The sequence below is a fragment of the Pseudomonas sp. VE 267-6A genome (assembly GCF_024126555.1).
Classification (GTDB): domain Bacteria; phylum Pseudomonadota; class Gammaproteobacteria; order Pseudomonadales; family Pseudomonadaceae; genus Aquipseudomonas; species Aquipseudomonas palmensis.
This window is the reverse complement of the sequence record NZ_JAMYBY010000005.1, coordinates 142,855-155,266: the sequence shown is the minus strand read 5'-3', so window position 1 is coordinate 155,266 and position 12,412 is coordinate 142,855. Positions and strand designations below refer to the sequence as shown.

Annotated in this window: 15 protein-coding genes; 7 read left to right on the top strand and 8 right to left on the bottom strand. The window is 62.0% G+C overall.

All coding sequences use genetic code 11. From position 1 onward, the window contains the following. The first annotated feature begins 72 nt into the window (after positions 1 to 72). From NJH59_RS07380 to NJH59_RS07360, 5 genes are all read left to right on the top strand, one after another. Positions 73 to 1,887: a penicillin-binding protein activator gene (locus tag NJH59_RS07380; protein WP_058540875.1), complete on the top strand. Its 1,815-nt coding sequence runs from the start codon at positions 73 to 75 to the stop codon at positions 1,885 to 1,887. Continuing rightward, entirely contained in the window at positions 1,887 to 2,258 is a 372-nt protein-coding gene (locus tag NJH59_RS07375; RefSeq protein WP_043862055.1) for a YraN family protein, read from the top strand. Before NJH59_RS07380 ends, NJH59_RS07375 begins: the two co-directional genes overlap by 1 nt. Before the next feature lie 135 nt (positions 2,259 to 2,393). After that, a complete protein-coding gene (locus NJH59_RS07370; RefSeq protein WP_043862054.1) occupies positions 2,394 to 2,987 on the top strand; it encodes a phosphoheptose isomerase in 594 nt (197 codons plus the stop codon). After that, positions 2,984 to 3,562 (top strand): BON domain-containing protein, encoded by a 579-nt coding sequence (locus NJH59_RS07365; RefSeq protein ID WP_043862053.1) that lies wholly within the window; start codon positions 2,984 to 2,986, stop codon positions 3,560 to 3,562. The genes NJH59_RS07370 and NJH59_RS07365 overlap by 4 nt, the downstream gene beginning before the upstream one ends. A gap of 92 nt (positions 3,563 to 3,654) precedes the next feature. Beyond that, positions 3,655 to 3,873 (top strand): YgdI/YgdR family lipoprotein, encoded by a 219-nt coding sequence (locus NJH59_RS07360; RefSeq protein WP_043862052.1) that lies wholly within the window; start codon positions 3,655 to 3,657, stop codon positions 3,871 to 3,873. Between the two features lie 45 nt (positions 3,874 to 3,918). On the opposite strand, the gene NJH59_RS07355 is transcribed toward NJH59_RS07360, so the two are convergent. The 7 genes from NJH59_RS07355 to rplM form a co-directional block, all read right to left on the bottom strand. Continuing rightward, entirely contained in the window at positions 3,919 to 4,347 is a 429-nt protein-coding gene (locus tag NJH59_RS07355; protein WP_043862051.1) for a ClpXP protease specificity-enhancing factor, read from the bottom strand. Between the two features lie 17 nt (positions 4,348 to 4,364). Next, the gene (locus tag NJH59_RS07350; protein ID WP_043862050.1) at positions 4,365 to 4,982 is read right to left on the bottom strand and encodes a glutathione S-transferase N-terminal domain-containing protein; all 618 of its coding nucleotides are present in this window, start codon (positions 4,980 to 4,982) and stop codon (positions 4,365 to 4,367) included. A 118-nt stretch (positions 4,983 to 5,100) separates the two neighbouring features. Next, a complete protein-coding gene (locus NJH59_RS07345; protein WP_043862049.1) occupies positions 5,101 to 5,880 on the bottom strand; it encodes a cytochrome c1 in 780 nt (259 codons plus the stop codon). Continuing rightward, a complete protein-coding gene (locus NJH59_RS07340) occupies positions 5,880 to 7,091 on the bottom strand; it encodes a cytochrome bc complex cytochrome b subunit (protein ID WP_043862048.1) in 1,212 nt (403 codons plus the stop codon). The genes NJH59_RS07345 and NJH59_RS07340 overlap by 1 nt, the downstream gene beginning before the upstream one ends. Further along, positions 7,091 to 7,684 carry a ubiquinol-cytochrome c reductase iron-sulfur subunit gene (petA, locus tag NJH59_RS07335; protein ID WP_043862047.1) on the bottom strand — a complete coding sequence of 198 codons (594 nt, stop codon included), beginning with the start codon at positions 7,682 to 7,684 and terminating at the stop codon, positions 7,091 to 7,093. The genes NJH59_RS07340 and petA overlap by 1 nt, the downstream gene beginning before the upstream one ends. Positions 7,685 to 7,968: 284 nt before the next feature. After that, positions 7,969 to 8,361, bottom strand: a complete 393-nt coding sequence (gene rpsI, locus NJH59_RS07330) for a 30S ribosomal protein S9 (protein ID WP_043862046.1) — start codon at positions 8,359 to 8,361, stop codon at positions 7,969 to 7,971. 14 nt (positions 8,362 to 8,375) lie between these two features. Beyond that, positions 8,376 to 8,804, bottom strand: a complete 429-nt coding sequence (rplM, locus tag NJH59_RS07325; protein WP_043862045.1) for a 50S ribosomal protein L13 — start codon at positions 8,802 to 8,804, stop codon at positions 8,376 to 8,378. A 247-nt stretch (positions 8,805 to 9,051) separates the two neighbouring features. On the opposite strand from rplM, the gene NJH59_RS07320 reads away from it, so the two are divergent. Together NJH59_RS07320 and NJH59_RS07315 are read left to right on the top strand one after the other, a co-directional pair. After that, complete coding sequence (locus tag NJH59_RS07320; RefSeq protein ID WP_104571972.1) at positions 9,052 to 10,092, top strand: NADP(H)-dependent aldo-keto reductase; 1,041 nt, start codon at positions 9,052 to 9,054, stop codon at positions 10,090 to 10,092. Positions 10,093 to 10,307: 215 nt separating this feature from the next. Next, positions 10,308 to 11,204, top strand: coding sequence for a GlxA family transcriptional regulator (locus NJH59_RS07315; RefSeq protein ID WP_167400212.1), 897 nt, complete (start codon positions 10,308 to 10,310; stop codon positions 11,202 to 11,204). Between the two features lie 87 nt (positions 11,205 to 11,291). Here the strand turns inward: NJH59_RS07315 and zapE are convergent, their stop codons facing one another. Continuing rightward, positions 11,292 to 12,386 carry a cell division protein ZapE gene (zapE, locus tag NJH59_RS07310; protein ID WP_043862043.1) on the bottom strand — a complete coding sequence of 365 codons (1,095 nt, stop codon included), beginning with the start codon at positions 12,384 to 12,386 and terminating at the stop codon, positions 11,292 to 11,294. Between the last annotated feature and the right edge of the window lie 26 nt (positions 12,387 to 12,412).

The following is a 12,412-nucleotide window of genomic DNA, read 5'->3' as shown; positions in this document are numbered from 1 at the left end:
CAGCAAGATCGCGCCCCGGCCAGCGCTTGGGTACAATTGCAGGTTAATTTGATCGAGTAACAGGATTTTTACATGATCGCTTGCCTGCGGCTGCTCTCAGCCCTCTGCCTCGCTGCCCTGCTGGCAGCCTGCGCCAGTTCGCCCTCGTCCAGCCTGGGTGAGCTGCCGCGCACTCCGGATGCCAGCATCGAGCAACTGCTCGACCAGGCCGCCACCAGCAAGACACCTGAAAAGGCTGCACTGCTGCGCCTGAGCGCCGCTGACCTGGCCTACCACCAGAAAGACTTCGCACGGGCCTCGCGGATCCTCGAGCAGGTGCCACTCGACACCCTCAAGCCGGCCCAGCAAGTGTTCGCCAGCACCCTTGGCGCCGAGCTGGCGATGAGCCGCAACCAGCCCAAGGCCGCCCTCACCGCCCTGAGCCACCCGAGCCTGGCCCGGTTGGACGAACTGCCGCCCGAGCTTCAGGTGCGCACCCGCAGCGTGCATGCCGCCGCCCTGGAAGCCGATGGCCAGACCCTGGCTGCCGCGCAACAGCGCGTCGCCATGGCTCCCCTGCTCAGCGGCGCCGCCGCCAGTGCCAACCACGAGGCCATCTGGAACCTGGTTGCCGCCCTGCCCACCGAACAACTGCAAGGCACCGGCACCGACGTGATGGCCGGCTGGACCAGCCTGGCCCTGGCCGTCAAGAGCGCCGGCACCCTCGAACAGCAGCAGGCCGCCATCGAAAGCTGGCGCAACCAGCACGCCGGCCACCCTGCCGCCGTGCAACTGCCACAGCCCCTGCTCAAACTCAAGGAACTGGCCAGCCAGCCGCTGACCAAGATCGCCCTGCTGCTGCCCCAGGAAGGCCCGCTGGCAGGTGTCGCCCGCGCCCTGCGCGACGGCTTCATGGCGGCGCACTTCCAGGCCCAGCAGGCCGGCCAGAAGCCGCCTTCGGTCGAAGTCTTCGACAGCTCGCGCCTGACCTCCCTCGATGACTTCTACCGCAAGGCCCAGGCCAGCGGCGTCCAGCTGGTGGTAGGCCCGCTCGAGAAGAACCTGGTCAAGCAGTTGAGCGCCTACCCGCAACTGCCGATCACCACCCTGGCACTGAACTACAGCGACGCCGGCCAGACCGGCCCGGCGCAACTGTTCCAGTTCGGCCTGGCCGCCGAAGACGAAGCCCGCGAAGTCTCGCGCCGCGCCCAGGCCGACGGCATGCGTCGTGCCGTGGCCCTGGTGCCGAGCGGCGAATGGGGCGATCGCGTACTCAAGGCCTTCCGCCAGGACTGGGAAGCCAAGGGCGGCACCCTGATTGCCGCTGCCCACGTGTCGCAGCCGGTAGCCCTGGCCCAGCAGATCGCCGACCTGTTCCAGCTGCGCCAGAGCGAAGGCCGCGCCAAGAGCCTGCAGAGCACCGTGGGCGGCAGTGTCTCGGCACAGCCATCGCGTCGCCAGGACATCGATTTCATCTTCCTGGCCGCAACCCCGACCCAGGCCCAGCAGATCAAGCCGACACTGAACTTCCAGTACGCCGGTGACGTACCGGTGTATGCCACCTCCAACGTGTACAGCGCCAGCGGCAACGTCAACGAGTACAACGACATGAACGGCATTCGCTTCTGCGAAACGCCGTGGCTGCTCGACACCGGCAACAGCCTGCGCCAGCAGGTGGTACGCCAGTGGCCGCAAGCGGCTGGCAGCATCGGTCGCCTGTACGCGATGGGTGCCGATGCCTACAGCCTCGCGCCGCGCCTGGGCCAGCTCAAGGCACTGCCGGACAACCGTATCGAAGGCCTGTCCGGCAGCCTGAGCATGAACGCCAACCAGCGCATCGAACGCCAGTTGCCATGGGCCGAGTTCACCGGCGGTCAGGTCAAGCGCCTGCCGGACACCCCGCGCTGATGCCCGACGGTTCTCGCCAGGCCGCGGGTATCGCGGCCGAACAGCAGGCCCTGCATTACCTTCAGGCGCAGGGCCTGCAGTTGCTGGCGCAGAACTGGCGATGCAAACGCGGCGAGCTTGATCTGGTCATGCTTGACGGCGATACAGTAGTATTCGTCGAAGTCCGCTACCGGCTGCACGCGGGCTTTGGCGGAGCACTGGCCAGCGTCGATACCCGCAAACAGCAAAAACTGGTGCTAGCGGCCCAGTATTTTCTGCAGCAGGAGGCGCGCTGGGCCAACCAGCCCTGTCGTTTCGACGTGATTGCCCTGCAGGGCCGCGGCCACTCGGGCACACCGCTCGACTGGCTGAAGAACGCTTTCGACAGTTGAACCCGCCCCGCTTGATGCATCCGTTACCCACTCAACTTTTTTGCTCTTTGTTTCGCGGGCTGCACAGTCATGTGCCGCAGGGTCTTCAAGACGTTGCGACACGCCCGACCAGCCGCCCCACTTAAGGTCACACAGATGGACATGCAATCCCGAATTCGCCAGCTATTCCAGGCCAGCATCAACACCAAGCAACAGGCGATGGAAGTCCTTGCACCACACATCGAGCAAGCCAGTCAGGTGATGGTCAACGCGCTGCTCAACGAGGGCAAGATGCTCGCCTGCGGCAACGGCGGCTCGGCGGGCGATGCCCAGCACTTCTCGTCCGAACTGCTCAACCGCTTCGAGCGCGAGCGCCCGAGCCTGCCGGCCATCGCGCTGACCACCGACAGCTCGACCATTACCTCGATCGCCAACGACTACAGCTACAACGAGATCTTCTCCAAGCAGATCCGCGCCCTGGGCCAACCGGGCGACGTGCTGCTGGCGATTTCCACCAGCGGCAACTCGGCGAACATCATTCAGGCGATCCAGGCCGCACATGATCGCGAAATGATTGTCGTAGCTCTGACCGGACGCGATGGCGGCGGCATGGCCTCGCTGCTACTGCCCGAAGATGTGGAGATTCGCGTACCGGCCACCGTCACCGCACGCATCCAGGAAGTCCACCTGCTGGCGATCCACTGCCTTTGCGACTTGATCGACAGCCAATTGTTCGGGAGTGAAGAATGACCCCTAATCGCCTTGGCCTGATGGCCCTGACCCTGTGCCTGAGCATCACCGGCTGCAGTTCGGTGATTACTGCCAGCCGCGAAAACCCGATCGAGGACGATCGCGGCACCCGCACCTTCGGCAGCAAGATCGACGACTCGCTGATCGAAACCAAGGTAGCGGTGAACGTGGCCAAGGCCAGCCCGGACCTGGACAAGAACTCGCACATCGTCGTCACCAGCTTCAACGGCATCGTGCTGCTGGCCGGGCAGACCCCGCGCGCCGACCTCAAGAGCCTGGCCGAGCAGACCGCCGGTCAGGTGCAGCGGGTCAAGAAGGTGCACAACGAACTTCAGGTGCTGCCGCCCTCCTCGCTGCTGGCGCGCAACAATGACGCCTGGCTGACCACCAAGATCAAGGCCCAGATGCTGACCGACAGCAACATCCCCGGTTCGCGCATCAAGGTGGTGACCGAGAACGGCATCGTCTACCTGCTGGGCCTGCTGACCCAGCAGGAAGCCAATCAGGCCACCAACCTGGTGCAAGGCGTGTCGGGTGTGCAGAAGATCGTCAAGCTGTTCGAATACATTGACTGACCGCGGCTTCACGCCCTTCACCGGCCTCGCCGGTGAAGGGCGTGAAGCCGCCGGCGCACCGCAACCCCCACCGACACCCCACAGGAATACCCATGAAGAACGGCCTGTTCGCCACCCTGCTGATCGCTACCTTCGCCACCCTGGCCGGCTGCTCCACCCCAAGCCTGATCACCCTCAATGATGGCCGTGAGTTCCAGGCGGTCGACGCGCCGAAACTCGAACGCAGCTCCGGCTTCTACGAGTTCCAGCAGCTCGACGGCAAACGCACCCGTGTGAACAAGGATCAGGTGCGCACCATCACCGACCTGTAAGCACACAGGCCCAAAAAAAAGGCGACCCCGCAAGGTCGCCTTTTTTCATTTCACCACTTTCAGGCTCGGACGCCCACTTGGCCGCGGCGGCTGCCCGCCACTCGGCGGGCCGTCATCATCCGGCTCGACGCCCTCGTCCTCGAGGTCGTCATCCTCCATCAGTGGCGGCTCGAGTTCGAACACCATGCCCTGGCCATTCTCACGGGCATAGATACCCAGGATGGCGCCGGCAGGCACATACAGCGTGTGGGCAACCCCACCGAAACGCCCCTCGAAGCTCACGGCTTCGTTATCCATGTGCAAGTGACGCACAGCATTGGGCGACACGTTCAAAACGATCTGGCCATCGCTGGCGAAGCCCTGAGGCACCTGCACCGCAGGGTACTCGGCATTGACCAGCATGTGCGGCGTGCAATCGTTGTCCACGATCCACTCATACAAGGCTCGCACCAGATACGGACGACTGGAGTTCATCAACGGCTCCTTAAAACCTAACGCATATCGCGTTCAGCGGCGGACAGGCTGGCCTTGAAGGCTTCCCGCGCAAACTGACGCTCCATGTAATCGAGCAGCGGCTTGGCTGGCCGCGGCAGTTCGATACCCAATACCGGCAAACGCCACAGTATGGGCAATAGACAACAATCCACCAGGCTTTGCTCCTCACTCAGGAAACAAGGCTTGTCGGCGAACAACGGCGAAACGCCGGTAAGGCTCTCGCGCAGCTCCTTGCGCGCCTGCACGCGGGCAGGCTCCTTGCTGCGCGGGTCGAGAATCAGGTCCACCAGCGAACACCAGTCACGCTGGATACGGTGGATCAGCAGGCGGCTGTTGGCACGCGCCACCGGGTAGACCGGCAACAGCGGCGGGTGCGGGTAGCGCTCGTCGAGGTATTCCATCACCACGGTCGACTCATACAACGCCAGGTCACGATCAACCAGGGTCGGTACGCTGCCATACGGGTTGGCTTCCAGCAGCTTGGGCGGCTGGCGCCCGGCTTCGACACTGATGATCTCGACGCCGACACCTTTCTCGGCGAGAACGATGCGCACCCGATGAGAATAATGATCAGCGGGGTCGGAGTAGCAGGCTAACCGATTGGTCACGCCCATGGGGGTCCTCCTCGCGTGTTGAACTTATGAAATTACAAATGCAAACGCGCCCTGGGGGCCCTCCATACTGCAGAGGGACCCCAGGGCGCGCGTTAAACTAACAGATTTTACCCTGTGATCAGTGCACGTCCTTCCAGTATTCGCGCTTGAGCAGGTAGGCGAACACGAAGAAGAAGGCCAGGTACAGCAGCACGTAGGTGCCGATGCGCTGGCTCTGCAGCTTGACCGGGTTGGCCGAGTAGGCCAGGAAGGTCACCAGGTTCTTGACCTTCTCGTCGAACTGCTCGTCGGTCAGGGTACCGGATTTCGGCACGATGGTCAGCTGATCGCACGCTTCGTGGGTCAGCGGGGCACCGGTGAGCGGGTCAAACTGCTTCTTGCCCTCGACCACGGTCTGGATCTGCTTGCAACCGACCACCTGACGCCCCTGCAGGCCCACCAGCACGTTTGGCATGCCAACGTTGGGGAAGACCTTGTTGTTCACACCCCAAGGGCGTGACGGGTCCTCGTAGAAGGCCCGCAGGTAGCTGTACAGCCAATCGGTGCCGCGTACCCGCGCCACCAGGGTCAGGTCGGGCGGCGCCGCACCGAACCAGGCCTTGGCGTCGGCCGGCTGCATGCCGATGTTCATGTGGTCGCCGATCTTGGCGCCGGTGAACACCAGCTTCTCGAGCATCAGCTCGTGCGGGATGCCCAGGTCATCGGCGACACGCTCGTAACGCTGGAACTTGGCGCTGTGGCAACCCATGCAATAGTTGGCAAAGGTCCGTGCGCCGTCCTGCATGGCGGCCTTGTCGGTCAGGTCGATGTCGACCTTGTCCAGTTCCACGCCGTGTTCGGCGGCGAAGGTCAGCGAAGGCATCACTGCCAGGAGCAATACTGCAAATAGCTTTTTCATCAGCCAGTCACCCTTTCCGGAACCGGTTTGGTCTTCTCGAGCCTGGTGTAGAACGGCATCAGAATGAAGTAGGCGAAATACAGGAAGGTACATACCTGCGACAGCAAGGTGCGACCCGGGGTTGGCGCCAGCACGCCGAGCACGCCCAGGATCACGAAGGAGATGCAGAACACCCACAGCCAGGCCTTGCTCATCCAGCCCTTGTAGCGCATCGACTTGACCGGGCTACGGTCCAGCCATGGCAGCACGAACAGCACCGCGATCGCAGCACCCATGGCGATCACGCCCAGCAGCTTGTCGGGTACCGCACGCAGGATCGCGTAGAACGGCGTGAAGTACCACACAGGGGCGATGTGCTCCGGGGTCTTGAACGCGTTGGCTTGTTCGAAGTTGGGTTTCTCCAGGAAGTAGCCGCCCATTTCCGGGAAGAAGAACACGATCATGCAGAAGACGAACAGGAACACCACCACGCCGACGATATCCTTGACGGTGTAGTACGGGTGGAACGGGATGCCGTCCAGCGGAATGCCGTTCTCGTCCTTTTTCTTCTTGATGTCCACGCCATCCGGGTTGTTCGAACCCACTTCGTGCAGCGCCAGGATGTGCAGCACCACCAGGCCGAGAATCACGATCGGCAGGGCCACCACGTGCAGGGCGAAGAAGCGGTTCAGGGTAATGCCGGAGATCAGGTAGTCGCCACGGATCCACTGGGTCAGGTCGCCGCCGATGACCGGGATGGCGCCGAACAGCGAGATGATCACCTGGGCACCCCAGTACGACATCTGGCCCCAGGGCAGCAGGTAGCCCATGAAGGCCTCTGCCATCAGCGCCAGGTAGATCAGCATGCCGAACAGCCATACCAGCTCGCGTGGCTTCTGGTACGAGCCGTAGAGCAGGCCACGGAACATGTGCAGGTAGACCACGATGAAGAACGCCGACGCACCCGTGGAGTGCAGGTAGCGCAGGATCCAGCCGTATTCGACGTCACGCATGATGTATTCGACCGAGGCGAACGCCTCTTCGGCCGAAGGGGTGAAGCTCATGGTCAGCCACACGCCGGTCACGATCTGGTTGACCAGGACCAGCAGGGCCAGGGAGCCGAAGAAATAGAAGAAGTTGAAGTTCTTCGGTGCGTAGTACTTGCTCAGGTGATCTTCCCACATCTTGGTGGCGGGGAAGCGGGCGTCAACCCAGTCCATGAACTTACTCATCACGCGTTCTCCTGATCGACGCCGACGACGATGATGTCATCCGACTCGTACGAGTGCGGTGGCACTGGCAGATTGAGCGGCGCTGGCTGGGACTTGTAGACGCGGCCGGCGAGGTCGTAGTGGGAGCCGTGGCATGGGCAGAAATAGCCACCCACCCACTTGGGACCCAGGTCGACAGGCGCCACTTCGGGACGGAAGGTCGGCGAGCAGCCCAGGTGGGTGCACAGGCCGACGAGCACGAGGATTTCCGGCTTGATCGAGCGGTTCGACGGGTCGACGTAGGCCGGCTGCTCCGACGCCTTGGACTCGGGGTCGGAGAGCTCACCGGTGATCTTCTTCAGGTTGCCCAGGATCTCCTCGGTGCGGCGGACGATGAACACGGGTTGGCCGCGCCATTCAGCAATCATCTGCTGGCCGGGCTCCACCTTGGCGATGTTGACCTTGACCGGTGCACCGGCAGCTTTCGCCTTGGCACTGGGAAACCATGACCCTACGAACGGGACCGCAGCCCCCACCGCTCCTGCAGCACCCACCACGGACGTGGCTGCTACCAGGAAGCGACGCCGGCCTGCATTGACGCCGTCATTGCTCATTCAGTCCTCTCCCATCAGCTTTGTGGCCTGTTGCAACAGGCATCTACTAAGTAAATTTCGAACTGCTAAAAATAAATTTCGAACTGCTAAAAATTTGCCGCATGGTAATGAAAAGACCCATCGAAGACAAGGTTATTACCCGGCATAAAGGCTGTATCCCTTATAGCACTTGACCTGCGTCTATGCGGCAAGTTGTCACACAGGGTCGGCAGCCCCTTTTATTCAAGACATAAAAAAAGCCCGGTTCCACCAGGAACCGGGCTTTTTTTGAACGCCGAAGCGAATTAACGCTTGGAGTACTGAGGACGCTTACGTGCTTTACGCAGACCCACTTTCTTACGCTCGACTTCACGAGCGTCACGGGTAACGAAGCCAGCTTTGCGCAGAGCGCCACGCAGGGTTTCGTCGTAGTCCATCAGTGCACGGGTGATACCGTGACGGATAGCGCCCGCTTGACCGCTGACACCACCACCGATGACGGTGACGTAGATGTCGAACTTCTCGGTGGTTTCGGTGAGTTCCAGCGGCTGGCGAACTACCATGCGCGCGGTTTCACGACCGAAGAAGGTCTCGAGGGAGCGGTTGTTGATGGAGATGCTGCCAGTACCCGGACGCAGGAAAACGCGTGCGGTTGCAGTCTTGCGACGGCCAGTGCCGTAATTTTGAGTCGCCGACATAATGAACTATTCCGTTAAATCTTCAGTTCTTGGGGCTGCTGAGCAGTATGAGGGTGTACAGCGCCCGCATAGACTTTCAGCTTACGGTACATGTCGCGACCCAGCGGGTTTTTAGGCAGCATGCCCTTTACCGCGGTCTCGATCACGCGCTCAGGCGCTTTGGCGATCAACTTCTCGAAGTTGATTTCCTTGATGCCGCCCGGGAAACCGGAGTGGGAGTAGTACATTTTGTCCGAAGTCTTGGCACCAGTAACACGTACCTGCTCGGCATTGATCACGACGATGTAGTCGCCGGTGTCAACGTGAGGGGTGTATTCTGGCTTGTGCTTGCCACGCAGACGGCTCGCGATCTCAGTGGCCAGACGACCCAGGGTCTTGCCAGCAGCGTCAACGACGAACCAGTCGCGTTTTACTGTTTCCGGTTTAGCAGTAAAAGTTTTCATTCTTTATAGCCTCAGGGGCCGTCCCGCAATTTTAAGACGGCAGATCTTACTGAATAGTGCGTACTTTGACAAGGTCAAAGGCAGCCGGATACGGACGCTATCGGGGGCTCGGGTCAGCACGTCCAATACTCGGCAAGATTCTTCGGCGGCGGGGCATCACTTCCACTGCTGAGAGAGGTGCAGAATTATCCAGATTGCAGAAAAAATATCAACCTGCTTTTATGCTTCTTTTGCCGTGGAGATCGTCATGGAGTATCGCCAGCTGGGTCGCACCGACCTCAACGTGAGTGCATTGTGCCTGGGCAGCATGACCTGGGGCGAGCAGAACGACCAGGCCGAGGGCTTCGCCCAGATCGAACGGGCCAAGGCGGCCGGGATCAATTTCATCGATACCGCGGAGATGTACCCGGTGCCGCCGCGCCCGGAAACCTACTCGGCCACCGAGCAGATCATCGGCAACTGGTTCAGCCAGCGCGGCGATCGCGCCGGCTGGATCCTGGCCAGCAAGGTGGCCGGCCCCGGCAACGGCATCAGCCACATTCGCGACGGCCAGCTCAAGCACAACCGCCAGCACATCGTGGCAGCCCTGGACGCCAGCCTCAAGCGCCTGCAGACCGACTGGATCGACCTGTACCAGCTGCACTGGCCCGAGCGCAGCACCAACTTCTTCGGCAAGCTGGGCTACCAGCACCTGCCCCAGGACCACTTCACGCCGCTGGAGGAAACCCTCGAAGTGCTCGACGAACAGGTCAAGGCAGGCAAGATCCGCCACATCGGCCTGTCCAACGAAACCCCGTGGGGCACCATGAAGTTCCTGCAACTGGCCGAAAGCCGCGGCTGGCCCCGTGCGGTCTCGATCCAGAACCCGTACAACCTGCTCAACCGCAGCTTCGAAGTGGGCCTGGCGGAAATCGCCATCCGCGAGCAGTGCGGCCTGCTGGCCTACTCGCCGCTGGCCTTCGGCATGCTGTCGGGCAAGTACGAGAACGGCGCGCGCCCGGAAAACGGCCGCCTGACCCTGTTCAACCGCTTCTCGCGCTATTCCAACCCGCAGACCGTCGCCGCGTGCAGCCGTTATGTGGCCCTGGCCCGCGAGCACGGCCTGGACCCGGCGCAGATGGCCCTGGCCTTCGTGACCCAGCAGCCGTTCGTGACCAGCAACATCATCGGCGCCACCTCGCTGGCACAACTGGACAGCAACCTGGCAAGCGCCAGCCTGAAGCTCGGTGACGAGCTGCTGGCCGCCATCGATGCGATCCACCAGGACCAGCCCAACCCCGCCCCGTAAAGCGCTGCAACGGTTCCCGCAGCCCGCTGCGGGAACCGAGGGTAGACACAATCGCCAAAAAATAAGACGATCCAGCCGGTGATTGACCACTCTACCCTATAAGAATAACGACAATGATGTTTACCCAACCTACCGCATCGCTGCGGCGCGTCAGCATCCTGGCCATCGACAAGGTATTCGCATCAACCCTGATGCAGGCCAAGGATTTCTTCCACCTGGCCAGCCTGCGCTATGGCAAGCAACTGGGCCTGGGCCTGCAACCGATGTTCGAAACCCGCCTCGTTAGCCCCGACGGGCTGCCCGTGCAGAGCTTCAGCGGCGTGCAGCTACCGGTGGACAGCGGCCTCGAGCAGGCCGACGTGATCATCCTGCCGGCGTTCTGGGACGACTTCGATGCCCTGTGCCAGCGCTACCCCCAGGTCCTGCCCTGGCTGCGCGAGCAGCATGCCCGTGGCGCTGTGCTGTGCGGCGAGGCCAGCGGCGTGTTCTGGCTGGCCGAGGCCGGCCTGCTCGATGGCAAGGAGGCCACCACCTACTGGCGCTTCTTCGGCCAGTTCGCCGAACGCTTCCCGAAGGTGTCGCTGAACCAGGACAAGCACCTCACCGATGCCGACAACCTCTATTGCGCCGGCGGCGCCACCTCGGCCTGCGACCTGTACATCTACCTGATCGAGCGCTTCTGCGGGGCCAACGTGGCCCAGGCCGTGGCCCGCGACATCCTCTACGAGGTGCAACGCAACTACACCCCGGGGCGCATGGGCTTTGGCGGACAGAAGCTGCACCAGGACCTGATCATCCTGCAGATCCAGCAGTGGCTGGAGGAACACTTCGCCGACAAGTTCCGTTTCGAGGACGTGGCACGCAACCATGGCATGAGCATCCGCAACTTCATGCGCAGGTTCCAGAGTGCGACGGGGGACAAGCCGCTGCATTATCTGCAACGGCTGCGGATCGAGACGGCGAAGGGCTTGCTGTCAGGGACGCGCAAGAGCATCAAGACCATCAGCTACGAGGTGGGCTATGACGACGCCAGCTTTTTTGCGCGATTGTTCAGGCAGCACACGGAGCTGTCGCCTAACCAGTATCGGCAGCAATTCATGCAGGAGGCCTGAGGGCCTATCGCGGGTCACGCCCGCCCCCACAGGTTCGCTGCAAACCTCTGTGGGAACGGGCGTGAGCCGCGACAGCAGTGACGCGATTTAAGGCTTGTGTGCCCGCGACAGGAACTCGTGGGACTGCATCTCCAGCAAGCGGCTCAGGGTACGCTGGAACTCGAAGCTCAGGCGCCCGCCGGTGTACAGGTCCTTGAGCTCCACTTCAGCCGAGATGATCAGCTTGACGTTGCGGTCGTAGAACTCGTCGACCATGTTGATGAAGCGACGCGCCAGATCGTCGGTGGCCACGCCCATCTGCTCCACGCCGCTGAGCAGCACCGCATGGAAGATCTTGCCCAGTTCGATGTAGTCGTTCTGGCTGCGCGGGCCGTCGCACAGTTCGCGGAAGTCGAACCAGGCCACGTCGTCGCAGGTACGCAGCGCACGGATCTCGCGGTTCTCGATCATCAGCACGTCGTTTTCCACCGCCTGGGTGCATTCCGGCGTCAATGCGCGAAAGCTCTTGCGCAGGCTTTCGTGGGCTGCTTCATTCAGCGGGAAGTGGAACAGCTCGGCCTGCTCCAGGTGACGCAGGCGATAGTCCACGCCGCTGTCGACGTTGACGATGTCGGTGTTCTGCTTGATCAGGGCAATTGCCGGCAGGAAGCGCGCACGCTGCAGGCCGTCCTTGTACAGGCCGTCCGGCACGATGTTGGAGGTGGCCACCAGGGTCACGCCGTTCTTGAACAGCTCCTCCATCAGGGTGCCAAGAATCATCGCGTCGGTGATATCGGACACGAAGAACTCGTCGAAGCAGATCACCCGCGCCTCGTCGGAGAACCGCTTGGCAATGATGGTCAGCGGGTTCTTCTCGCCCTTGAGGGTCTTCATTTCCTCGTGCACGCGCTTCATGAAGCGGTGGAAGTGCGTACGCACCTTCTGCGGGAAAGGCAGCGCCTCATAGAACGTATCGACCAGGTAGGTCTTGCCGCGCCCTACCCCACCCCAGAAATACAGGCCCTTGACGGGCGCCTGCTCTTTCCTGCCGAACAGCTTGCCGAACACACCCGGCTTGCTGTTGTGCGCCGCGACCAGGTCGTCGTACAGGCGCTGCAAGTGACGCACCGCTGTTTCCTGCGCCGCGTCATGGAAGAATTCGGGACGTTTCAGATCTGCTTGATATCGTTCTAGGGGCGTCATAATTCGTTAGCAAGGCAACAAAAGCG